Source organism: Salmonella sp. A29-2 (assembly GCF_020150755.1).
Taxonomy (GTDB): Bacteria; Pseudomonadota; Gammaproteobacteria; order Enterobacterales; family Enterobacteriaceae; genus Salmonella; species Salmonella enterica.
This window is the reverse complement of sequence record NZ_CP083731.1, coordinates 3,352,197-3,374,258: the sequence shown is the minus strand read 5'-3', so window position 1 is coordinate 3,374,258 and position 22,062 is coordinate 3,352,197. Positions and strand designations below refer to the sequence as shown.

The window sequence follows — 22,062 nt, the reverse complement described above, 5'->3', positions numbered from 1 at the left end:
CCGCTATCCGGCAATGTATTTTACGCAGGCTTAATCCCGACGCGCGATATCAGCGAATTTAGCACCCAGGATGGCGGCCAAATCGTCAGCCGCCAGTTCAATATCCAGCCCGCGTTTACCACCGGAAACATAAATAGTGGCAAACGTGCGGGCTGGCGCGTCAATCAGCGTGGGCAGCCGTTTCTTCTGTCCCAGCGGACTGATCCCGCCGACCAGATATCCCGTGGTGCGTTGCGCCACCATCGGGTCGGCCATATCGACCTTTTTCGCGCCCAGAGCTTTGGCGACTTTTTTCAAATCCAGCTGTCCGGCTACAGGCGTCACGGCGACGGCCAGTTGCTTCATATCGCCATTCACGGCGACCAAAAGCGTTTTATACACCTGATCGGCGTTTAGCCCGAGCTTACGCACCACTTCATCGCCAAAGTTAGTTTCATTCGGATCGTGATCGTAGGTGTGAATGTTAAACGGAATCTTGTTTTTTTCGAGTAACTTAACTGCGGGTGTCATAACGTTCCTTCTTACTACAGACGTGATTTGCCATCAGCATACGCCCGAAAGCGGACTAAAAAATAGTATAATCTTGTGCATTAGGTCTTGGCAGTTGCGGCAACTTTGAGCGACAATCTGAAGATCCGAAGCGAAAGCGTCGGGATAATAATAACGATGAAATTCCTCTTTGACGGGCCAATAGCGATATTGGCCATTTTTTTATTTCAATATTTGCGGTAGGTTGCCTTCGCCGTACAGATGTAGCGCCCCTACGGCTACCACGTAGCGTCCCGGCGGCAGTGCCAGCAGCGCGTCGCGCCAGGCTTCATTGCGTTTCACCATCAGTACATCATACAGCGGCTGGCTAAACGTTCTGGGGAGCGAAGCGCCGACGCTGGTCGGCGGCTGCTCAAGCCACCAGCCGATCATCACCTGCAAAAGCCGTGCGTTGGTGTGCCAGTGCGTCAGCGTGTCGTCGAGCAGCGCCATCCCGCCATCGGGCAGATCGCAGAGTAGTTCGAGCTGGTGTTTCGCCCCTTCCAGCTCTTGCACCGGCAGCGACATTTCGCGGGCAGCCTGTAATAGCTGATAATCAATGCCATAGTCCGGGCGCAATCCCAGCCGTTGCGCCTGCGTGGCCTGTAGCACCATAGCTATCTGCCATAAAGGTTGATTATCAAAATGGATCAGCGGCATACCCAACTCACTGACCCGTTTTTCCAGTGCGCTTAGCTGCCCGGCGCTTAGACGTTCGACCAACGGCGGGCATTTGGGGAGATTGCTGAATGGCGTTTCGTTACCAGAAATATCCGCTTCAACGACCAGCGCGTCGGCCTGGCGTAGCTTTTTCACCAGCTTTGCTGGAAGAGGAGCCATATCGCGCGTCCCCATATGAATACTGCCAACCAGATGCAGATGACGACCGCCGGGCAGGGAGAGATCGATAGCAGGCCAACTATTTGGGGTACCACGCAGCGCGCGCCATAAACGTTTAAGTTGATTTAATAGCTCCATACGCGCTCCCTTTGAAAAAGCTCATGCTAGCGCGTTGGAGAAAAGGGCGCAATGCGCCCTGACGGGACGTCAACGATCGGTCGGGTTATTCGCTGCCGTCGAGATAGGCCGTTCTGGCGATGGTCATTTCAAGCTGGCATTTATAAATACTGATGCGCTTTTCAGCGGGTATGGCCTCGGATTTGGCATCGCTAAGTTTGCCGCACTGCTGCTCTTTTTTGGTCACCCAGACTCGCTGCTCTTGTTTTAATGCCGTTCGGGCAGAGGCGGGTAGCGATTTCCAGACCTGATTAAGCTCGCGATCTCTACTCTCAAATTTCTTTGCTGCGATTTCAATCAGTGAGTTATTTTTTTCTTTATAATGCTATCACCAGATACCGTCATTCTTGCCATTACATAAATAGATCGCGCCAATTTATCGGTTTTTTGCACAGAGGTGACAACAATATCTTTGTTGTTGTCTGCTAGCTGAATATTGTAGTTAATCTGTTTCCAGGTCACCGTATTGTTTATTACCTGTCCATCCCCTTGTGAAATATAGAATAGAGTATTTGGTAAGTCTTTCATTAATTTAAATAATGGCTGAGGAATACCCATGGCGACGGTAGCCGAGCAAGTTCGTAGGTTGGCATTTTCTGCTTGAGGGTTCTGCGTTATTACATCACTGAATTGAACAGGAATAGCCCGGAGTTGTTGCTCGTATTGAGTCTGGGGGATATCGAAGAAAAGCGTGGAGGGCTCTTTAATATAGTCTTGCTGTAAACGACCTAATGCTTCATTGTAAATCCATTCTTTTGCCGCCGTGACTGCATTATCGTTGCCACATTTTAACTCTGGAGTGGAATCAAATAACCCTGCATAACTGACGGCGGGAGAAAGCAGGAAAAGAAGCGTAACTGCTTTTCTAAACATAAATAACACATCCTTATGATTCAAAAAAACATTATAAAATGTTGTTTTTTATTTTTCTACAGGATGTGCGGTTAAATTTTTATATATTGATACGGTAAATTACTGATGGCTTAATAATATATCAGGCAGCTAATGCTGCCTGATAGGACTTTTTACGCTTTCGGTTTAAAGCGCAATAGCCGGTTGGCATTGCTCACGACGGTAATGGAAGACAGCGCCATTGCCGCGCCCGCTACTACCGGGTTTAACAAGGTACCGGTAAACGGCCACAGAATACCGGCGGCCACCGGGATACCAATGCTGTTGTAGATAAATGCGCCAAGCAGGTTTTGCTTCATATTGCGCAACGTCGCGCGCGAAATGGCCAGCGCATCCGCCACGCCCATCAGACTATGGCGCATCAGCGTAATCGCCGCGGTTTCAATCGCCACATCGCTGCCGCCGCCCATCGCGATACCGACGTCCGCCTGCGCCAGCGCGGGCGCATCGTTGATACCATCGCCGACCATCGCAACCTGACGACCCTGGCTTTGCAGGCGTTTAATCGCATCGGCTTTGCCATCCGGCAGAACGCCCGCAATGACTTCGTCAATACCCGCTTCTTTGGCAATCGCGTTAGCCGTCGTTGGGTTATCCCCGGTGAGCATTACCAGACGGTATCCGGCGTTGTGCAGGCGTTCAAGCGCGGCAATACTATCGCTGCGCAATGGATCGCGTACCGCCAGTAACGCCGCCGCTTTACCGTCAATCGCCAGCAGGACCGGAGTCGAGCCTTGCGAGGCCTGCGCGGTGATTTCCGCCGTCATATCATCCGTGGCGACGTGCTGTTCGTTCAGCAACGCCTGGTTCCCCAGAAGCAGTTGATGGCCTTCCGCTTCACCGCTGACGCCCAGTCCGCGCAGCGTTCTGAAACCGTTCACCTGCGGCAGTTTATCGTCGCCGGCTTTTTCCAGAATCGCATGGGCCAGCGGGTGGCTGGAGCCTTGTTCGAGCGCGGCTGCCAGACGTAATGCCTGAGCTTCATCAACGCCGTTAAAGGTTTTTACCGCCACCACTTGCGGCTTGCCTTCCGTCAGCGTCCCGGTTTTATCAAAAACGAGGGTATCCAACGTACTGGCGCGTTGCAGGGCATCGGCGTCGCGTACCAGCACGCCGAATTCGGCAGCGCGGCCTACGCCGGAAATAATCGACATTGGCGTCGCCAGGCCTAATGCGCAAGGGCAGGCGATAATCAGTACGGTGGTGGCGATGACCAGCGTATAAACAATTTGCGGCGCCGGTCCGAAGAAATACCAGATAGCGGCGCTGAACAGCGCAATGGCCACGACGACGGGAACGAATACCGCGGAGATTTTATCGGCCAGTTGGCCAATTTCCGGTTTACTGCTCTGCGCCTGGCGTACCATGCGAATAATGCGTGACAGCGTGGTATGACTGCCCACCGCGCTGGCGCGGAACAGGACGCTGCCGTCCTGGACGACGGTGCCGGCATGAACGCTGTCGCCTTCGCCTTTTTGCTGCGGAATGGGTTCGCCGGTCAGCATGGCTTCATCAAGCCACGCTTCGCCCTGGGTAATTTCGCCATCCACCGGCACGCGATCGCCGGTAGTGAGCCGCAGCAGCATCCCAGGCTGAACGTCCGCCAGCGGGACGCTTTTTTCGCCGTCTTCTGTCACGACGCGTGCGGTGGGCGGGGTGAGATCGAGTAATTTTTCCAGCGCTTTTGAGGAACGCTGACGGGCGCGCGCTTCCAGCATGTGTCCGAGATTAATCAGACCGATAATCATCGCGCTGGCTTCGTAATAGAGGTGCCGCGCTTCCATCGGGAACCACTGCGGCCACAGGTTGACGCTCATGGAGTAGAGCCAGGCGACCCCGGTGCCGAGCGCCACCAGCGTATCCATCGTCGCCGTGCCGTTCAGCAGGCTTTTCCACGCGTTACGGTAAAAGTGACCACCCGCAAAGACCATCACCGCAAGCGTGATCAGGCCAATAGCCAGCCACAGGCTGCGGTTGTCGCCGGTCACCATCATGTTATCGCCGATCATCCCCCAGACCATGACCGGTATACCGACCGCCAGGGCGACGATGGCCTGCCAGCGAAAACGTTTCATGGTGGCGATGGCGGTTTCCTGCTGGCGCTCGCGGCGTTTGATGTCATCTTCAATCGCTTCTGCGCCGTAGCCGGCTTTTTCCACCGCCTGCACTAAATCAGCGGCGGACGCGCTGCCCATCACCAGCGCAGTGCGTTCCGCCAGGTTTACCCGTGCCTGCGTGACGCCCGGTACGCTTTGTAGCGCATGTTGTACGCGGGTGACACAGCTGGCGCAGCTCATGCCGCTTAACAGCAACTGTTGGCTTTCTTCATCGGCCGTCGCTACCGGAAGCTCATGAGGAACCGCTGCCAGTGCTTCCGACGGGATTGATGACTCTGTCAGCGGTTTAGCCTTTGGGTGGCTTAACGTCGCGCCATACCCGGCTTGTTTGATGGTTTCAATTAACGCGTCCGCACTGGCGGTACCGGTAACGTGCGCTTCGGTTACGGTGACGTCCGCCAGCTCAACATCCGGACGTTGTTCAAGACTTTCTTTCACGCGTTTAACGCAATGACCGCAGGACAAACCGTCCAGGGTCAGGTCGATAGTTTGAGACATAGTAAAAACTCCTTTATGATTGGTCATCAATTCATTGACCTTAGTAATCGTAGTGACTCACTGTGATAAAGGTTAAACCTTCCAGCAAGGTTAAGGTCAAGGGGGAAATATGAATATTAGCGATGTGGCGAAAAAAACCGGTTTAACCAGCAAAGCCATTCGGTTTTATGAAGAGAAAGGGCTGGTGACGCCGCCATTACGTAGCGAAAATGGTTATCGCACCTACACGCAGAAGCATTTAAACGAGCTGACGTTGCTGCGACAGGCGAGGCAGGTGGGGTTTAATCTGGAAGAGTGTGGCGAACTGGTCAATCTGTTTAACGATCCGCGACGCCATAGCGCAGATGTGAAAAAGCGGACGCTGGAAAAGGTCGCGGAGATCGAGCGCCATATCAGCGAGCTGCAATCAATGCGCGATCAACTGCTGGCGCTGGCGGAGAGTTGTCCCGGCGATGACAGCGCCGACTGCCCGATTATTGATAATCTTTCCGGCTGCTGTCATCACAAGGCGCAAAAGCCACGTTGATTAAACGGCGCGAATGCGTAGGGTGATGCCTTCCACGGCGATCACTTCGACATGCGTACCTGCGCGCAGGTCTTCGTCAGCGCATACCGGCCACGAGCTGTCGCCGACACGCATATGACCCCGTCCGTTAACTAACGCGGCATCAAGCATAAACCGGCGGCCTACCAGTTGTTGTCCGCGTTGGTTAAGGCGGCTGTCGGTCGGCTTCTGCTCCCGCACGCGACGCGCCAGCCAGCGCCACCAAAGCCAGGCCGCCAGCAACGTTAAGGCCGCAAACAGCACGCCCTGCCATTCCCAGCCGAGCGGTAAGAGCCAGACGGTTAAGCCGGTAATCACTGCCGCCACGCCGCTCCACAGCAAATAGCCGTTACCGCCGAGCATTTCCGCAGCCAACAACAGGCCGCCGAGGCTAAGCCAGAAGATATGCGGATGTACCAGAATCATCGCTATCATGCTTTTTTCCGTTCGCTGGCGCTGTCCTTAACCAGCTCGCTGATCCCGGCGATAGCGCCCATCAGACTGCTGGCATCCAACGGCATCATGACCACTTTGCTGTTATTCGCCGAGCCGATTTGCTGTAACGCTTCGGTGTATTTCTGCGCCACGAAGTAGTTTATCGCCTGAATATCCCCGGCGGCGATGGCTTCAGATACCATCTGCGTAGCGCGGGCTTCCGCTTCGGCGGAACGTTCGCGCGCTTCCGCCTGCAGGAAAGCGGACTGACGTTCGCCTTCGGCTTTCAGAATCTGCGACTGTTTTTCCCCCTCGGCTTTGAGGATTTCCGCCTGACGTACCCCTTCGGCCTCAAGGATATAGGCGCGTTTGGTACGTTCCGCTTTCATCTGGGCGTTCATAGAGGAGATCAATTCCGCGGGCGGGCGGACATCGCGAATTTCGATACGGGTAACTTTAATTCCCCACGGATTGGTGGCTTCATCGACAATATGCAGCAGCCGCGTGTTGATGCTGTCGCGCTGGGAGAGCATTTCATCCAGCTCCATCGAACCGAGCACCGTACGGATATTGGTCATGGTCAGGTTAATGATCGCCAGTTCCAGGTTACTGACTTCATAGGCGGCGCGCGGCGCATCGATAACCTGAATAAAACAGACCGCATCGATAGTGACGTTGGCGTTATCTTTTGAGATCACCTCCTGCGACGGAATATCCAGCACCTGCTCCATCATATTGATCTTGCGGCCAATTCTGTCCATAAACGGTACAACAAGGCTTAATCCCGGCTGCAGGGTTTTGGTGTAACGTCCAAAGCGCTCCACCGTCCACTGGTATCCCTGCGGAACGATTTTGACGCCCGCGCCGACGATCACCAGCGCGACGAAAATGAGAATAGGGATAAGAATGAGCATAGCTAAACCTCCTGTTGCGTTGTCCATAAACCGATTTTGCTGACGAATTAAGCGAATTATACCTGATTCAGTAAAGCATGTTCCCCCCTTATTAATTACAGGGATACACTATCGCTATAAAAATATGAACAACGGATGCGCAATAAATGACAGAACGTAGCATGTTGCTTGAGTTAAAGCAGGTCGGTTACCGGACTGCGACGACAAAAATAGTGAATAACATCAGTTTTACGCTGCAACGCGGCGAATTTAAGTTAATTACCGGTCCTTCTGGCTGCGGAAAAAGTACGTTGTTGAAAATGGTGGCCTCGTTAATAAGCCCTGATATCGGCGTGATTCTTTTTGAGGGGCAGGATATTACTACTCTGAGTCCGGAAGCCTATCGCCAGCAGGTTTCTTATTGCGCTCAGACGCCAGCGCTATTTGGCGATACGGTTTACGATAACCTGATTTTTCCCTGGCAAATTCGCCATCAGCGCCCGCAGCCGACAGCCTTCGCAGACGATCTGGCGCGTTTTGAACTGCCGGAGACGATTCTGCAAAAACCGATTGCCGCGCTTTCCGGCGGGGAAAAACAGCGTATTGCTCTAATTCGTAATCTACAGTTTCTGCCGAAAATACTGTTACTCGACGAAATAACCAGCGCGCTGGATGAACATAACAAACGGAATGTGAATGATATTATTCATCGCTATGTTCGCGATAAGCAGGTCGCTGTCTTGTGGGTAACGCATGATAAAGATGAAATTCAACACGCGGATAAGGTGATAACGTTAACGCCATCTGCCGGAGAGATGCAGGAGGCGCGTTATGAACGAGCATAATATTACCAATACCTCGCTGGCGTTATCGATGCTGCTGGTGGTGGTCGCGATGCTCATCAGTCACAAGGAAAAGCTGGCGCTGGAAAAAGATATTCTGTGGAGCGTATGCCGGGCGGTGATACAGCTCATTATTGTCGGCTATGTACTGAAATACATCTTTGGCGTTAATCATGCCGCCCTGACGCTGCTGATGGTGCTGTTCATCTGTTTTAACGCCGCCTGGAACGCGCAAAAGCGCAGTAAATATATCGATAAGGCATTTCTCTCCTCGTTTATCGCCATCACCGTCGGCGCCGGACTAACGCTGACGGTACTGGTGCTTACCGGTTCGATTGAATTTGCGCCGATGCAGGTGATTCCCATCGCTGGCATGGTCGCCGGTAATGCGATGGTAGCGGTAGGGCTGTGCTACAACCAACTGGGGCTACGTTTTCATAGCGAGCAGCAGCAAATCCAGGAAAAGTTAAGTTTGGGCGCAACGCCGAAAATGGCCTCCGCCGGGCTTATCCGCGATAGTATCCGCGCATCGCTTATCCCGACGATCGACTCGGCAAAGACCGTTGGGCTGGTGAGCCTGCCGGGGATGATGTCCGGGCTGATTTTTGCCGGGATCGATCCGGTAAAAGCGATTAAATATCAAATTATGGTAACGTTTATGCTGTTGTCGACAGCCAGCCTGTCTACCATCATTGCCTGCTATTTAACCTACCGGAAGTTCTATAATTCGCGTCATCAGTTGGTAGTAATGCCGCTCAAGAAATCATGATAGTTGCCGGATGATGGCGCAAGCGCCTTATCCGGCCTGAGGACGACAGGTAGGCCAGATAAGCGCGCCATCAGGCAAGAGAGGATTAATACAGTAGCGCGTACAACTGGCGGCGGTATTTCGACGCCAGCGCGTCGCCGGTGCCGAGTGCGGCAAGGATCTCCTGGAAGGTTTTGCGCGTCTGTCCCTCGGCGGCGGTAAGATCTTTTCTCAGATGGCTGAACAGCAATTCCAGCGCTTCTTCATTACGTCCGACCTGGTGCAACTGCAACGCCAGTTGCGTTGCCAAAGCCGCATCCTGCGGATTCTCCGCGACTTGCTGCTGAAGTTGCTGAATTTCCGGCGTATCCGCCGCCTGTTTAAGCAGTTCGATCTGCGCGACCAGCCCCTGATAACGGGTATCCTGATCCTGTAGCGGGATAGTTTTTAACACCGCTTCGGCCTCTTCAGAGCGGTTCAGCGCAATTTGCGCTTCCGCCAGTAACAGGCCAATCTCACCGTTCTGCGAAGAGAGCTGCCAGGCGTCTTTGAGCAACGGCAGCGCGTCAATGTAGTTGCCCTCCTGCATTAACTGCATCGCTTGTTGCGCTTTTAGCTCTTCTTCACGCGGCAGTACTTTATCCAGCAGAGCGCGGATCGCCTCTTCCGGCTGCGGCCCCTGGAAACCATCGACCGGTTGGCCATTCTGGAACAGATAGACAGTCGGGATGGCGCGCAGACCAAACTGAGCGGCGATCATCTGTTCGGCGTCGCAGTCCAGCTTTGCCAGAATAAACTGACCGTGGTACTGGGCAGCCAGACTTTCCAGCACTGGCGTTAATTGCAGACAGTGTTGGCTGCGTTCAGACCAGAAATAGAACAGTACCGGCGTGGTCATGGACTGCTCTAAGGTCTGCTGCAGGTTGGATTCATTAATATTGACAATGTTCTGTACGGACATGGCGTCGCTCTCTTTTGTCTGTGTCACGTTTACATGGGGGCTGACTGGCGCGCTTCAACTCAGCTTTGTAAAATTTTATCCAGCATCCGGCCCGGCAATAGGCGTTTCAGCGCCATCACCGCCCAGGTGACCAGTGTAACGGGATAGCGCAGCCTGGGTTTATCGCTTGCAAAAGCATGACGCACTTTCGCTACTACCGCGTCAGGATCGCGGGTGAAACGTGCGGCGATGCCGGGATTTTCTACCGGTTTATCACGCTGCGTCTGGTTAACGTTATCCGTAAAACGGGTACGAATCGGCCCCGGTTCTATCAGGCTCACTTTAATGCCTGTGTGCCGTAGCTCCATACGTAGCGCGTCAGACCAGGCTTCGAGCGCATATTTGCTGGCGGCGTAAGCGCCGCGCCCTGGGGTGGAAATCAGCCCCATCACCGATGAGGTCATCACAATGCGTCCTTCGCCATGCGGCAACATGGCGGGAAGTAAGCGCATGGTAAGCTGATGCGCGCCGAAAAAATTACTGGAAAACTGTTGCTCCATCTGCTCACGGCTGATGGTAGAAAGGGGGCCATACACGCCGTAGCCGGCATTGTTAAAGATCCCATACAGACGATTATCGGTCAGGGCGATCACTTCATCGGCGGCACGATCCACGCTTTCAGGGGAGTCGAGATCGATCAACACGCCGGTAAATCCCATACTGTTCATCCGGGCGACATCATCAGGTTTGCGGCAGCCCGCCAGGATTTGAAAGCCCTGGCGTTTAAGCTCAAGCGCGCTGTCCAGACCGATTCCGCTGGAACATCCTGTTATTAAGACCGATTTTTGCATAACTTTACCTGTCAGGATCTCCGTTGATTTAAGAGTCGTGGTTAACTATATCCGTCATACTTCAAGTTGCCTGTGCGTTCGTTTACTCCAGTCACATAGGTATCTATGCTCCTGGAAATTCTCTTACGTGCCGCCTTCATGCAACTCGAATTATTCAGGAGAGAAAAGGGGTCAACTGCTTCGCCATCCAGTCGGCAATAAACGGCTGGGCGTCGCGGTTGGGATGAATGCCGTCATCCTGCATCCACTGCGGTTTCAGATATACCTCTTCCATAAAAAACGGTAACAGAGGAATATCGAACTCTTTGGCGAGCTTAGGATAAATGGCGCTAAAGGATTCATTATAACGGCGACCGTAGTTAGCGGGCAGATGAATTTGCATCAGTAACGGTCGGGCATCGGCGGCTTTCACCGTCTGAATGATTTTACGTAGCGTCTGTTCGGTTTGCGCAGGCGCAAAACCGCGTAGGCCATCGTTGCCGCCAAGTTCCACCACTACCCAGCGCGGGTGATGCTGTTGCAACAGCGCCGGCAAACGCGCCAGTCCCTGCTGCGAGGTATCTCCGCTTATACTGGCATTAACGACCGACGTTTTGTTTTGCCATTTATCATTAAGGAGCGACGGCCATGCCGCGCTGGCGGCCATACGGTAACCGGCGCTGAGGCTATCGCCCAGAATTAATAAGGTGTCTGCGGCGGCGGCACGGAAAGTTAACAGGATCAAAAACAGGAAGGGCAAATGCCAGCGGAAAACAGTGTTGAAGTTCATCGTCTCAGGAAGTCCGTCGGTCAGGGTGAGCATGAGCTTTCCATCCTTACCGGAGTTGAACTGGTTGTCAAACGCGGCGAAACCATTGCGCTGATTGGCGAATCAGGATCGGGAAAATCTACGCTGCTGGCGATTCTCGCCGGACTGGATGACGGCAGTAGCGGAGAGGTTAGTCTGGTGGGGAAACCGCTTCACCAGATGGACGAAGAGGCGCGGGCGCAGCTTCGCGCTCAGCATGTCGGTTTTGTTTTTCAATCCTTCATGCTTATTCCTACGCTTAACGCGCTGGAAAACGTTGAGCTACCGGCCCTGCTACGCGGTGAAAACAGCGGTCAGAGTAAGGCGGGGGCGAAAGCGCTGCTCGAACAACTGGGACTGGGAAAACGGCTTGACCACCTTCCGGCACAGCTTTCCGGCGGCGAACAGCAGCGCGTAGCGCTGGCGCGCGCGTTTAACGGGCGTCCTGATGTGCTGTTTGCCGATGAGCCGACGGGCAACCTTGACCGTCAGACCGGAGATAAAATCGCCGACCTGCTATTTTCGCTTAACCGCGAGCACGGCACCACGCTGATTCTGGTGACGCACGACCCGGCGCTGGCGGCGCGCTGCGACCGGCGGCTGCGGTTGGTCAACGGTCAGTTACAGGAGGAGGCATGATAGCTCGCTGGTTCTGGCGCGAATGGCGCTCGCCGTCGTTGATTATTGTCTGGCTGGCGTTGAGTCTGGCGGTGGCCTGCGTACTGGCGCTCGGCAGTATCAGCGACCGGATGGAAAAAGGGTTAAGTCAGCAAAGCCGCGAGTTTATGGCAGGCGATCGGACGCTGCAAAGTTCGCGGGAGGTACCGAAAGCCTGGCTTGAAGAGGCGCGTAAACGCGGTCTTAACGTGGGCGAGCAGTTAACCTTTGCGACCATGACGTTTGCCGGCGATACGCCGCAACTGGCCAGCGTGAAGGCGGTAGATAGCGTTTATCCGATGTACGGCGAATTGCAAACCCGTCCTGACGGAGTGAAACCGCAGCCGGGTAGCGTACTGCTGGCGCCGCGTCTGATGGCGCTGCTTAATTTGAAAACGGGCGATACCATTGATGTCGGCGACGTGACCTTGCGTATTGCCGGTGAAGTGGTGCAGGAGCCGGATTCCGGATTTAACCCTTTTCAGATGGCGCCGCGTCTGATGATGAATATGGCCGATGTGGCAAAAACCGGTGCGATACAGCCGGGGAGCCGCGTGATGTGGCGGTATAAATTCGGCGGAACGCCGCAACAGCTTGCTGGCTATGAAAGCTGGCTGTTACCGCAGCTTAAACCGGAACATCGCTGGTACGGACTGGAGCAGGATGACGGGGCATTGGGGAAATCGCTCGAACGTTCGCAGCAGTTTTTGCTGCTTTCGGCGTTATTAACGCTACTGCTGGCGGTAGCTGCCGTCGCGGTGGCGATGAGCCATTACTGCCGTAGCCGCTACGATCTGGTGGCGATTTTAAAAACGTTGGGCGCGGGCCGGGCCCAGTTGCGTAAACTTATCATCGGACAGTGGTTGATGGTGCTGGGGCTTTCCGCCGTCACGGGAGGCGCGATTGGGTTACTGTTTGAAAACATATTGCTGGTGCTGCTAAAACCGGTACTGCCCGCCGATTTGCCGCCCGCCAGCCTGTGGCCCTGGCTGTGGGCGCTGGGCGCGATGACGGTCATCTCTCTGCTGGTCGGTTTACGGCCTTATCGATTGTTGCTGGCGACCCAGCCGCTACGGGTGCTGCGCCGCGACGTTGTCGCTCGCGTCTGGCCGTTAAAAATTTATTTGCCTGTCGCCTGCGCCGTCGTGGTGGCGCTGCTCGCCGGATTGATGGGCGGAAGTATGCTGTTGTGGGCGGTTCTGGCGGGCGCCGTGATACTGGCGCTGCTGTGCGGTCTGGTGGGCTGGATGCTGCTTAACGTGCTGCGCGGCATGACGTTGACATCACTACCGCTGCGTCTGGCCGTCAGCCGACTTCTGCGTCAGCCGTGGTCAACGTTGAGTCAGCTTTCGGCGTTTTCGCTTTCGTTTATGCTGCTGGCGCTCTTGCTGGTGCTGCGCGGCGACCTCCTTGATCGCTGGCAACAGCAGCTCCCGCCGGAAAGCCCGAACTATTTCCTTATCAATATTGCTTCAGAACAGGTTGCGCCGCTGAAAGCCTTTTTGGCGGAACATCAGGTGATCCCGCAGACGTTTTATCCGATTGTGCGGGCGCGGTTAACGAAGATAAACGGTAATCCGACGGAAGGTCAGCAGGATGAGTCGCTCAACCGTGAACTGAATTTGACCTGGCAGGATACGCGACCGGCGCATAATCCGCTGGTCGCCGGTCACTGGCCGCCAAAAACGGGCGAAGTCTCCATGGAAGAGGGGCTGGCGAAGCGGCTGAACGTTAAACTCGGCGATAGCGTAACCTTTATGGGCGATACCCAGGCATTTAGCGCTAAAGTCACCAGCCTGCGTCAAGTGGACTGGGAAAGCCTGCGGCCCAACTTTTTCTTCATTTTTCCTTCCGGGGCGCTGGACGGGCAACCGCAAAGCTGGTTGACCAGTTTTCGCTGGGAGAATGGCAACGGCATGTTAACGCAGCTTAACCGCGAGTTTCCTACCGTCAGCCTGTTAGATATCGGGGCGATCCTGAAACAGGTGGGACAGGTGCTGGAGCAGGTCAGTCGGGCGCTGGAGGTGATGGTTGTGCTAGTCACCCTCTGCGGCATGTTGCTATTACTGGCCCAGGTACAGGTCGGGATGCGTCAGCGCCATCAGGAGCTGGTGGTGTGGCGCACGTTAGGAGCCGGAAAGAAACTGTTGCGTACCACACTCTGGTGCGAATTCGCCATGCTGGGGTTAGTTGCCGGGTTGGTCGCCGCGATTGGCGCGGAAACGGCGCTGGCGATCTTACAAATCAACGTTTTTGATTTCCCCTGGGAGCCGGACTGGCGTTTATGGGGCGCACTGCCGTTTTGCGGCGCGCTGCTGCTTTCCGTATGCGGCGGCTGGCTTGGCGTTCGTTTGCTGAAAGGCAAAGCGCTATTCCGACAGTTTAGCGGATGATTCATGATGTGAATAATTTCGCGCCGGTTTTTAAAACGGCGCGTACTTTTTTAGTCGCACAAATTGCTAACTCCTTGATTTTTAGTAGCACAAATCATTAAAAAATACACAACACGTAAGGTTTTATAACAGTTATTATTTGCCTGCTAAATGATTTGGATTGGCTATCTATCAAGGAAAATATAATGACAATTAAAATAACAGCGTTGGCGGCATCGATCGGCGCGGCAGTGGCTTTCATGCCTTTCGCTACTCAGGCGGAAATCACCGTTTTAAAACAAGATCCCCAGGCGGGTAATCCACTCAGCCGACTCAATTTCACCGTTGGCGGGAGTATTCGTCCGCAGTTCCAGAATATGACCGGCAATGACGGCGCGAACGGTTATAAACGTAATGGTTTTGATGGCGGGACGCGTTTCCGCTTCGCCGCGGATTACTATCTGTTTGATGATATCAGTTGGATTAGCTATTACGAGCTGGGCGTCAATATCCCTGCGGTATTTGACTGGGATAACCATTATGCGAAGGGCGCGACTGATACCACTCGCCGTATGCTGTATACCGGCTTCAAGAGCGCGACGTGGGGAACGCTGACCTTCGGTCAACAGAACAGCATTTATTACGATGTGGTGGGCGTAAAAACCGATATCTGGGATTACGACATGATAGGTCAGGCGCCGGGCAACGGGATTAACGGCGACTACGATGGTTCTTATCGCACGCGTAAGTCATTGAAGTATAAGAAAAGCATTGGCAATGTCGATCTCTACGCATCTTATCTGTTCAGCGACGATTATAATGCCAATAACGGCCTGAATTACAAGCGTAAAGGCGGCGGTTCTTTAGGCGCGGATTACCATCTCACCGACGATCTGACCTGGGGGACGGCATGGAACTATACCCGTGCGGAGATGCGCGGCAACGGCAATAAAACTTACGATCAAAATATTGTCGGTACCGCATTAAGCTGGACGCCGGAAAACTGGACTATCGCCGCAGGCGGCGGTTGGTATCAGAACTTTATGACGACCAAAAAAGTGTCTGTGAATGATTACTTTGCCGGCGATGCGTGGGGTCTGGAATATTTTGTCGGTTACGCTTTCCCGATTGGTCAGTATGCCGTAAAAGCTATTCAACCGTACTTTATGGGCGACCGCATTGAATATGTGAATGGCCGCGACTATCTGCGTACCGATAACGGCGTGGGGATCACCTTCCAACTGGATTATGGTTTCCGCGTTGATTATGAACATGTTTTCACCTCCAGCACTGACAATCTGGGCGATATGAACCTGGTGCGTCTGCGTTACGATTTCTAAAGCGTTTTCCTCTGCCGGATGTTGGCGTTAAGACCTCTTATCCGGCATTTCCCTTTACGCCATTCCCGCCTGACACACGCCTGAGCGCCTGCCTCGTACATTTAACGACACACCAGGAAACATCATGAAATAATTTCAAGGACAGCAGGCTGTGATCTGTGTCATGTTAAGAAATAGCCTTTCGTTTGGGCCAAAACAGACGATGCCGCATGAACGGCATCCGGCACAGCATCACACTATTTAAAATGGAGAAATTATGGGATTGCGTCAGAGTTTACGCATTGCGGCCAGCACGCTATTACTGGCCTGCGGATTACAGTTTGCCCATGCCGATGGTTCCCCGCAAACGATCGTATTTGGCGTCGCGCCAGGGCCGTATGGCGACATGGTGAAGCAGGCGATTGCGCCGACATTAAAAGAAAAAGGGTATAAGGTTGTGGTGCGCGAGTTTAGCGACTATGTCCAGCCCAATATGGCGTTAGCTAACGGCAGCATCGACGCCAACCTCTTTCAACATACCCTCTATTTTGACAAATTCACCGCTGACAAAGGGCTGAAGCTCAGCAAACTTATTGTGGTACCGACCGCCGGGATGGGCTTCTATTCACGTAAAATCAACAGTCTGGATGCGCTTAAAAAAGGGGACATTATTACCCTCTCCAACGATCCGACTAACCTGGCGCGCGGCCTTCGCTTCCTGCAATCGTTGGGGCTTATCACGATTAAGGACAATATCGATCCGACCAAAGCCTCTGAACGAGATATCGCCAGCAATCCAAAAGGACTGGTTTTCAAACCGCTGGAAGCCGCACAGTTACCGCGCACGCTGGATGGCGTGACCGGCGCGCTGGTTAACGGGAACTTTGCGGTGGCGGCAGGACTCGATCTCTCCAGCGCGATTAAGCAGGAACACCTGGATGAGAATCTGAAAAATATCATTGCGGTACGCAGTGAAGATGCCGATAAGCCGTTTGCCAAAGATATTGTCGAGGCGGTGAAATCGCCGGCTTATCGCGCGGTCATCGACGATCCAAAGAATATTTATAGCGCCTTCCAGAAACCGGAATGGATGACCGCGACCCCCTGATCGCAGCGGTAGCCATCCCCAATTTCTGAGGTGAATATGATTGAAATAGAAAAAGTCTGCGTCGATTTTACCGCCGGTCGCGGTACCCCCACGCGCGCGGTGGATGATGTGAGCCTGCATATCGCCGCGGGCGAGATTTTTGGCATTGTCGGTACCAGCGGCGCAGGAAAAAGCACTCTGCTGCGTACCCTGAACGCCTTAACGCGTCCCAGCCAGGGGCGCGTCAACGTCAACGGCGTGGAAATTTCGGCGCTGGACGGAAAAGCGTTACGCCAGGCGCGGCAGCGTATTGGTATGATTTTCCAGCATTTTAACTTAATGCATACCCGGACAGTGGCGCAAAACGTTGCGTTTAGCCTGAAAGCGGCTGGCTGGGAACGCAGCAAAATCGCGCCGCGGGTGGCGGAAATTTTAACGCTGGTGGGCCTTGCCGATAAAGCGAACCGTTTTCCGGTACAGCTCAGCGGCGGGCAAAAACAGCGGGTGGGGATAGCCCGCGCCATCGCTAACCATCCGGATGTGTTGCTATGTGACGAACCGACTTCCGCTCTGGATCTGGAAACTTCCGCCACGATTCTGGCCCTGCTCAGACAGATCAATGCACAGCTCGGGATTACTATTGTGCTGATCACCCATGAAATGAACGTGATCAAATCTATTTGCGATCGCGTGGCGGTGATGTCGAGCGGTAAGGTTGTGGAATCGGGCGAGGTGTTTGATGTGTTTGCCCACCCGCAACACGCTTTCACACAGCAACTGGTGTCTCATACCCTTAATTTAACCCTGCCGGAACGTTTACGGGAACACCTGCCCGGGCAGTTGCTGAAAATTTTGTTTATCGGCGATTCGGCGGAGCAGCCGGTACTGTCGGAGGTGGCGATCAAGTTTGGCGTCGCGGTCAATATCCTGCATGGCAAGATTGAATATATCGGCGAACGCGCGTTGGGCATTCTGGTGGTGCAATTAACCGCGCCGCATAATCCAACGGCGGTGGCCGCCGCCGTGGAGCATATCCGTCAACGTACCGCACAGGTGGAGGTGATCCGTGGATGATTTATTGCCGGATTTAACGCTGGCGTTCAATGAAACTTTCCAGATGTTGAGTATTTCAACGGTGCTGGCGATTCTTGGCGGTCTACCGCTCGGTTTTCTGATTTTTGTCACCGATCGTCATCTGTTCTGGCAGAACCGTTTTATTTATCTCGTCGCCTCGGTTCTGGTGAATATTATCCGCTCGGTGCCATTTGTTATTTTACTGGTGCTGTTACTGCCGCTAACGCAGCTTTTGCTGGGTAATACGATTGGCCCGATTGCAGCCTCCGTCCCGCTGTCGGTGGCCGCAATCGCGTTTTATGCACGCCTGGTAGATAGCGCGCTCCGTGAAGTCGATAAAGGGATTATTGAGGCGGCGCTGGCATTCGGCGCTAGTCCGATGCGTATTATCTGTACCGTACTGTTGCCGGAAGCCAGCGCAGGGCTGCTGCGCGGCCTGACGATTACATTGGTAAGCTTAATCGGCTACTCGGCGATGGCCGGGATTGTCGGCGGCGGCGGGGTAGGCGACCTGGCGATTCGCTATGGCTACTACCGTTACGAAACCGAAGTGATGGTTGTTACCGTAGTGGCGCTGATTGTGCTGGTTCAGGTCGTTCAGATGCTGGGCGACTGGCTGGCAAAACGTGCCGACAAGCGCGACAGACACTAAGCCGGCTCAATGTAGCGTCAGCCGGCAATAAAAGTAAGCTATTGCGCTTTTAGCCAGTTGGCAACGTCTTGCCATGGGCCGCGAAAAACGATATTCGCGGCTTTTTTCTCCAGTTGATAGCGATACATCGGGTCGTAATATTCGTTAAGTAGCGGAACCAGCCATGCCATATGGCCGTCGGTGCTGCCGTTGGATAATTGCTCCGCCAGCGCCCTATCCAGCGTGTCCGTCAGTTCGGCAAAGCGTTGCAACCCCAGACGGCGGCGAATAGCGAACAGTCCATGATGAAGATATTCACTATACGCCTGCCAACCGGCTTCATCGCCGTAGGCGTGGGTGAAGTCGTGATGCATACGGATGAAATACTCTTCACGCAGTCGTTCCAGACGAAGCGCAAACGGATCTTCCACTACCGCAATGGGGGCCTGCGCCATTCTTTCGCGTAAACACTCAGGCAGATGGTTGGCGCCGATCGTTCGCCCTTCATCTTCCAGTACCCACCTTTTTAGCGTCTGACGCGCGTTAATTTTCAGCAATTCAACGGCAAGTTTGTTTTCAAAACTGGCCTGGCTGAGCTGGGGGTTCAGCGTGCGGCCAAAAGAGGAGCCGCGATGACGCGCGAGACCTTCCAGATCCACGCCGTTGGGCTGTTGTCGCACCAGTTGCGTTTTGCCGCTGCCCGTACAGCCGCCAATTAAAAGTATCGGTTTTTGCGCCAGTTGCCAGGTCGCCTGAATTGCTGTCTGGCGCAGCGCTTTATAGCCGCCTTCAATAAGCGGGCAGTCAATCCCTGTTTCTTGCAGCCAACGTTGTACGATATGTGACCGCTGACCGCCGCGCGCGCAGCACAGATACCCGTTGGGGAAACGTTGATACGCGGCTTTCCAGGCCTCAAGCCGCTGCTGGCGAATGTCGCCGCAAACCAGCCGATGCCCCAGCGCTAACGCCGCATCCGCGCCCTGACGTTTGTAGCAGGTGCCGACGGCGGCTCGCTCGTCATCCATCATCAATGGCAGGTTGATAGCGCCCGGCATGGCGCCCTGTTCAAACTCAATCGGCGCGCGTACATCAATTAAAGGCGTATCGGCAAGGAGGAGCGCGCGATAGTCCTGTGCTTTTTGTCTGTCTTGCATAACGTAAAACGTAACCTTAAATCATCCTTTGCGCTATTTTACGCGCCAATTCGCAAAGTGGCTTGATTTTTAACAGCGTACCGTGTTGAAAATGGATAAAAAACCGGCTATTTCGGGTTGCCGTTGGGTAAATAATTTCACAATGTCTTCTACCGCTTTGCCTCCGCCAAATTTATGCCAGGCGAGGCTTAACGGTGAGGGCGGACGCATCGTCGGAATGGTACAGCTCACCAGTTCGTTTTTGTCGATCAGCGTTTGACAGAGCGGCTGCGGGACAAAACCGATACCGACGCCTGCCAGATGAGCGGCGATTTTGGTTTCCATATCAGGCACGATAATTTCCTTCTGCCCCGGAAGGCGCCAGGCTACCCGCTTGGTCAGCGTACGCGCGCTGTCTTCGATATTAATTGCCGGGAAACGGCGCAGCTGCGCTTCTGTTAGAGGCCCGCTGACGTGAGCTAAAGGATGATCCGCGGACATCACAAAACGCCATTGTACGGAACCTAAAGGGTCGAGCATAAAGGTATTAGCCAACGGCTCGGTGCCAGTTACGCCAATCGCCAGCGAAAAACCTTCATACAGGAGCGAATCCCAGACGCCCATATAAATTTGCCGGGAAAAGTGAAACTGAGTGAAAGGGTAACGCGCATTAAGCCACGATAAGAGACTGGCGACCGCTTGCGGGCTATAGAGCAGGTTATTAACCACAATATTGACCTGACGCTCTACGCCGTCGTTAACCTGGCGTAGCTCGTCAGGCATACTGTCCAGCCACGCAAGCCAGTCTTTTGCCTGAGAGAGAAGGTGAGAGCCCGCCGCCGTCAACGAGACGCTTCGCGTTGTGCGAAAGAACAGCCCTACGCCGGTATTTTCCTCCAACAGTTTGATGCGGTAGCTAATGGTTGCCGTGGTTTTACACAGGCGCTCCGCCGCTTTGGAGAAACTCCCCGTTTCGGCAACGCTGATAAAGGTACGCAGTGTTTCCGGGTCAAACATCGTCAGACGCCTCCTTACGATCCTGATAAAACCAGAATTGTTTTCCTATGATTTTTAAGTAGTTTTACATAATAGCCATGTTTGATTTGTGGTCTAAATCTACTTTTGGAAAAATATTCCAACTTTTATGTTGATGTTAAATCCCGAAGGTTTTAGATTGCATGGTATTGAAACCGGACAGAGTCCAAACCGCGGTTAAACGGAATCGAGCTACAAGGGAAAAATAATGAAACTTGAGGTATTACCGTTAGATCAGAAGACGTTCAGCGCTTATGGCGATGTTATTGAGACGCAGGAACGTGACTTTTTTCATATAAACAACGGGTTAGTTGAGCGATATCACGACCTGGCGAAGGTTGAAGTTCTGGAGCAGGATCGCACGCTGATCAGTATTAACAGGGCGCAACCGGCCGCGATGCCTATTGTGGTACATGAACTGGAACGTCATCCTTTAGGTACGCAGGCGTTTGTGCCGATGAACGGCGAGGCTTTTGTCGTTATTGTCGCGCTCGGCGATGATAAACCCGATCTCTCCACGCTGCGGGCGTTTATTAGCAATGGACGGCAGGGCGTCAATTATCACCGTAATGTATGGCATCACCCGCTGTTTGCGTGGCAGACGGTTACCGATTTTCTGACGGTGGATCGCGGTGGCAGCGATAACTGTGATGTTGAAAGTATCCCGACACATGAACTCTGTTTTGCGTGACGCTATTGGCCTTCTTGCATAAGATGAACATATTGTTCATTGTTTATGCTCATATTTTGGGCCGGAGTTAACGTAAATATGACGGAAGTAAGACGACGCGGCAGGCCAGGACAGGCAGAGCCGACTGCGCAGAAAGGCGCTCAGGCGCTGGAGAGGGGCATAGCGATATTGCAATATCTCGAAAGAAGCGGCGGCAGTTCATCAGTTAGCGATATTTCCGGCAGCCTGGATTTACCGCTTTCTACGACGTTTCGCCTGTTAAAGGTACTGCAAGCGGCTGATTTTGTGTACCAGGATAGCCAGCTTGGCTGGTGGCATATTGGTTTAGGCGTATTTAATGTGGGCTCTGCGTATATTCATAATCGCGATGTCCTCTCGGTGGCCGGACCCTTTATGCACCGACTTATGCTGCTTTCTGGCGAGACGGTCAACGTAGCGATTCGCAACGGTAATGAAGCGGTGTTAATCGGTCAAAAGGAGTGCAAATCGATGGTCAGAATGTGCGCGCCCTTAGGGAGTCGTCTGCCGTTACATGCTTCCGGCGCCGGAAAAGCGCTGCTTTACCCGCTCACCGAAGAAGAGCTGGTGGGGATCGTCGTCAATACCGGTTTGCGGCGGTTTACGCCGACCACTCTGGTGGATTTACCTATCCTGCTTAAAAATCTGGAGCAGGCGCGTGAACAGGGCTACACCGTTGACCAGGAAGAACATGTTGTCGGGCTGAATTGTATCGCCTCCGCTATCTATGACGATGCGGGCAGCGTGGTCGCCGCTATCTCAATATCGGGACCGGCTTCCCGGCTGACGGAAGATCGCTTTATCAGCCAGGGTGAACTGGTACGGGATACCGCGAAAGACATCAGTACGGCGCTTGGGCTAAAACCCCCTGTAGCCTGAGCCGCATCCCGCTCGCTGGAGCGGGACTTTTTTAAAATTTTTAAAAGTTGGAAA

At 53.7% G+C, this 22,062-nt stretch carries 21 protein-coding genes and 1 pseudogene; 11 read left to right on the top strand and 11 right to left on the bottom strand.

Translation table 11 applies throughout. The features are described 5' to 3' along the window. Positions 1 to 30: 30 nt before the first annotated feature. The 4 genes and pseudogenes from ybaK to copA all read right to left on the bottom strand — a co-directional run bounded on the left by ybaK (position 31) and on the right by copA (position 5,072). Positions 31 to 510: a Cys-tRNA(Pro)/Cys-tRNA(Cys) deacylase YbaK gene (gene ybaK / locus K8W53_RS16515; protein WP_000186618.1), complete on the bottom strand. Its 480-nt coding sequence runs from the start codon at positions 508 to 510 to the stop codon at positions 31 to 33. A 201-nt stretch (positions 511 to 711) separates the two neighbouring features. Next, positions 712 to 1,506: a TraB/GumN family protein gene (locus K8W53_RS16510; RefSeq protein WP_000421861.1), complete on the bottom strand. Its 795-nt coding sequence runs from the start codon at positions 1,504 to 1,506 to the stop codon at positions 712 to 714. An 85-nt stretch (positions 1,507 to 1,591) separates the two neighbouring features. Beyond that, positions 1,592 to 2,418, bottom strand: a pseudogene (locus tag K8W53_RS16505) (lysozyme inhibitor LprI family protein). A gap of 152 nt (positions 2,419 to 2,570) precedes the next feature. Next, the gene (gene copA, locus K8W53_RS16500; RefSeq protein ID WP_000083910.1) at positions 2,571 to 5,072 is read right to left on the bottom strand and encodes a copper-exporting P-type ATPase CopA; all 2,502 of its coding nucleotides are present in this window, start codon (positions 5,070 to 5,072) and stop codon (positions 2,571 to 2,573) included. A 109-nt stretch (positions 5,073 to 5,181) separates the two neighbouring features. On the opposite strand from copA, the gene cueR reads away from it, so the two are divergent. Continuing rightward, positions 5,182 to 5,598, top strand: a complete 417-nt coding sequence (gene cueR, locus K8W53_RS16495) for a Cu(I)-responsive transcriptional regulator (RefSeq protein WP_001026760.1) — start codon at positions 5,182 to 5,184, stop codon at positions 5,596 to 5,598. On the opposite strand, the gene K8W53_RS16490 is transcribed toward cueR, so the two are convergent. Both K8W53_RS16490 and K8W53_RS16485 read right to left on the bottom strand, forming a co-directional pair. After that, complete coding sequence (locus K8W53_RS16490) at positions 5,599 to 6,051, bottom strand: NfeD family protein (protein WP_000561177.1); 453 nt, start codon at positions 6,049 to 6,051, stop codon at positions 5,599 to 5,601. Beyond that, positions 6,048 to 6,965: an SPFH domain-containing protein gene (locus tag K8W53_RS16485; protein WP_000906146.1), complete on the bottom strand. Its 918-nt coding sequence runs from the start codon at positions 6,963 to 6,965 to the stop codon at positions 6,048 to 6,050. Before K8W53_RS16485 ends, K8W53_RS16490 begins: the two co-directional genes overlap by 4 nt. Positions 6,966 to 7,111: 146 nt before the next feature. Between K8W53_RS16485 and fetA the strand changes: the two genes are divergently transcribed. Further along, positions 7,112 to 7,789, top strand: coding sequence for an iron efflux ABC transporter ATP-binding subunit FetA (fetA, locus tag K8W53_RS16480; RefSeq protein WP_000140192.1), 678 nt, complete (start codon positions 7,112 to 7,114; stop codon positions 7,787 to 7,789). Further along, positions 7,776 to 8,555: an iron efflux ABC transporter permease subunit FetB gene (gene fetB, locus K8W53_RS16475; protein WP_001002130.1), complete on the top strand. Its 780-nt coding sequence runs from the start codon at positions 7,776 to 7,778 to the stop codon at positions 8,553 to 8,555. Before fetA ends, fetB begins: the two co-directional genes overlap by 14 nt. 85 nt (positions 8,556 to 8,640) lie before the next feature. Here fetB and cnoX read toward each other — a convergent pair whose 3' ends face one another. The 3 genes from cnoX to tesA all read right to left on the bottom strand — a co-directional run bounded on the left by cnoX (position 8,641) and on the right by tesA (position 11,094). After that, entirely contained in the window at positions 8,641 to 9,495 is an 855-nt protein-coding gene (gene cnoX / locus K8W53_RS16470) for a chaperedoxin (RefSeq protein WP_000116056.1), read from the bottom strand. Between the two features lie 59 nt (positions 9,496 to 9,554). Further along, positions 9,555 to 10,325, bottom strand: coding sequence for an SDR family oxidoreductase (locus K8W53_RS16465; RefSeq protein ID WP_001172804.1), 771 nt, complete (start codon positions 10,323 to 10,325; stop codon positions 9,555 to 9,557). Positions 10,326 to 10,479: 154 nt separating this feature from the next. Continuing rightward, positions 10,480 to 11,094 carry a multifunctional acyl-CoA thioesterase I/protease I/lysophospholipase L1 gene (tesA, locus tag K8W53_RS16460; RefSeq protein WP_023216303.1) on the bottom strand — a complete coding sequence of 205 codons (615 nt, stop codon included), beginning with the start codon at positions 11,092 to 11,094 and terminating at the stop codon, positions 10,480 to 10,482. Here tesA and ybbA point away from each other — a divergent pair. From ybbA to K8W53_RS16430, 6 genes are all read left to right on the top strand, one after another. Continuing rightward, positions 11,065 to 11,751, top strand: coding sequence for a putative ABC transporter ATP-binding protein YbbA (gene ybbA / locus K8W53_RS16455; RefSeq protein WP_001110598.1), 687 nt, complete (start codon positions 11,065 to 11,067; stop codon positions 11,749 to 11,751). The genes tesA and ybbA overlap by 30 nt on opposite strands. After that, entirely contained in the window at positions 11,748 to 14,162 is a 2,415-nt protein-coding gene (gene ybbP, locus K8W53_RS16450) for a putative ABC transporter permease subunit YbbP (protein ID WP_052939317.1), read from the top strand. The genes ybbA and ybbP overlap by 4 nt, the downstream gene beginning before the upstream one ends. Before the next feature lie 185 nt (positions 14,163 to 14,347). Beyond that, the gene (locus K8W53_RS16445; protein ID WP_000152869.1) at positions 14,348 to 15,481 is read left to right on the top strand and encodes a porin; all 1,134 of its coding nucleotides are present in this window, start codon (positions 14,348 to 14,350) and stop codon (positions 15,479 to 15,481) included. Between the two features lie 256 nt (positions 15,482 to 15,737). Further along, positions 15,738 to 16,568 carry a MetQ/NlpA family ABC transporter substrate-binding protein gene (locus K8W53_RS16440; protein WP_000524311.1) on the top strand — a complete coding sequence of 277 codons (831 nt, stop codon included), beginning with the start codon at positions 15,738 to 15,740 and terminating at the stop codon, positions 16,566 to 16,568. A 36-nt stretch (positions 16,569 to 16,604) separates the two neighbouring features. Beyond that, entirely contained in the window at positions 16,605 to 17,621 is a 1,017-nt protein-coding gene (gene sfbB, locus K8W53_RS16435; RefSeq protein WP_023224415.1) for a virulence-associated ABC transporter ATP-binding protein SfbB, read from the top strand. Then, a complete protein-coding gene (locus K8W53_RS16430; protein WP_000342247.1) occupies positions 17,614 to 18,273 on the top strand; it encodes a methionine ABC transporter permease in 660 nt (219 codons plus the stop codon). Before sfbB ends, K8W53_RS16430 begins: the two co-directional genes overlap by 8 nt. 38 nt (positions 18,274 to 18,311) lie before the next feature. Here the strand turns inward: K8W53_RS16430 and mnmH are convergent, their stop codons facing one another. Together mnmH and allS are read right to left on the bottom strand one after the other, a co-directional pair. Next, positions 18,312 to 19,406 (bottom strand): tRNA 2-selenouridine(34) synthase MnmH, encoded by a 1,095-nt coding sequence (mnmH, locus tag K8W53_RS16425; RefSeq protein WP_023224416.1) that lies wholly within the window; start codon positions 19,404 to 19,406, stop codon positions 18,312 to 18,314. A gap of 69 nt (positions 19,407 to 19,475) precedes the next feature. Continuing rightward, complete coding sequence (allS, locus tag K8W53_RS16420; protein WP_000460169.1) at positions 19,476 to 20,402, bottom strand: HTH-type transcriptional activator AllS; 927 nt, start codon at positions 20,400 to 20,402, stop codon at positions 19,476 to 19,478. Positions 20,403 to 20,628: 226 nt separating this feature from the next. Here allS and allA point away from each other — a divergent pair, with 226 nt between their 5' ends. After that, positions 20,629 to 21,111 (top strand): ureidoglycolate lyase, encoded by a 483-nt coding sequence (allA, locus tag K8W53_RS16415; RefSeq protein WP_000764659.1) that lies wholly within the window; start codon positions 20,629 to 20,631, stop codon positions 21,109 to 21,111. Positions 21,112 to 21,189: 78 nt separating this feature from the next. Further along, the gene (gene allR, locus K8W53_RS16410) at positions 21,190 to 22,008 is read left to right on the top strand and encodes an HTH-type transcriptional repressor AllR (protein ID WP_000141265.1); all 819 of its coding nucleotides are present in this window, start codon (positions 21,190 to 21,192) and stop codon (positions 22,006 to 22,008) included. Positions 22,009 to 22,062: the final 54 nt, after the last annotated feature.

Excerpts from the sequence above, each read along its gene's own strand:
- K8W53_RS16465 (WP_001172804.1), bottom strand. The coding sequence starts at position 10,325 with ATGCAAAAATCGGTCTTAATAACAGGATGTTCCAGCGGAATCGGTCTG.
- cnoX (WP_000116056.1), bottom strand. The coding sequence starts at position 9,495 with ATGTCCGTACAGAACATTGTCAATATTAATGAATCCAACCTGCAGCAG.
- K8W53_RS16485 (WP_000906146.1), bottom strand. The coding sequence starts at position 6,965 with ATGCTCATTCTTATCCCTATTCTCATTTTCGTCGCGCTGGTGATCGTC.
- allA (WP_000764659.1), top strand. The coding sequence starts at position 20,629 with ATGAAACTTGAGGTATTACCGTTAGATCAGAAGACGTTCAGCGCTTAT.
- mnmH (WP_023224416.1), bottom strand. The coding sequence starts at position 19,406 with ATGCAAGACAGACAAAAAGCACAGGACTATCGCGCGCTCCTCCTTGCC.
- K8W53_RS16510 (WP_000421861.1), bottom strand. The coding sequence starts at position 1,506 with ATGGAGCTATTAAATCAACTTAAACGTTTATGGCGCGCGCTGCGTGGT.
- allS (WP_000460169.1), bottom strand. The coding sequence starts at position 20,402 with ATGTTTGACCCGGAAACACTGCGTACCTTTATCAGCGTTGCCGAAACG.
- allR (WP_000141265.1), top strand. The coding sequence starts at position 21,190 with ATGACGGAAGTAAGACGACGCGGCAGGCCAGGACAGGCAGAGCCGACT.
- K8W53_RS16440 (WP_000524311.1), top strand. The coding sequence starts at position 15,738 with ATGGGATTGCGTCAGAGTTTACGCATTGCGGCCAGCACGCTATTACTG.
- fetA (WP_000140192.1), top strand. The coding sequence starts at position 7,112 with ATGACAGAACGTAGCATGTTGCTTGAGTTAAAGCAGGTCGGTTACCGG.
- ybaK (WP_000186618.1), bottom strand. The coding sequence starts at position 510 with ATGACACCCGCAGTTAAGTTACTCGAAAAAAACAAGATTCCGTTTAAC.
- tesA (WP_023216303.1), bottom strand. The coding sequence starts at position 11,094 with ATGAACTTCAACACTGTTTTCCGCTGGCATTTGCCCTTCCTGTTTTTG.
- copA (WP_000083910.1), bottom strand. The coding sequence starts at position 5,072 with ATGTCTCAAACTATCGACCTGACCCTGGACGGTTTGTCCTGCGGTCAT.
- ybbP (WP_052939317.1), top strand. The coding sequence starts at position 11,748 with ATGATAGCTCGCTGGTTCTGGCGCGAATGGCGCTCGCCGTCGTTGATT.
- K8W53_RS16490 (WP_000561177.1), bottom strand. The coding sequence starts at position 6,051 with ATGATAGCGATGATTCTGGTACATCCGCATATCTTCTGGCTTAGCCTC.
- fetB (WP_001002130.1), top strand. The coding sequence starts at position 7,776 with ATGAACGAGCATAATATTACCAATACCTCGCTGGCGTTATCGATGCTG.
- cueR (WP_001026760.1), top strand. The coding sequence starts at position 5,182 with ATGAATATTAGCGATGTGGCGAAAAAAACCGGTTTAACCAGCAAAGCC.
- ybbA (WP_001110598.1), top strand. The coding sequence starts at position 11,065 with ATGCCAGCGGAAAACAGTGTTGAAGTTCATCGTCTCAGGAAGTCCGTC.
- sfbB (WP_023224415.1), top strand. The coding sequence starts at position 16,605 with ATGATTGAAATAGAAAAAGTCTGCGTCGATTTTACCGCCGGTCGCGGT.
- K8W53_RS16445 (WP_000152869.1), top strand. The coding sequence starts at position 14,348 with ATGACAATTAAAATAACAGCGTTGGCGGCATCGATCGGCGCGGCAGTG.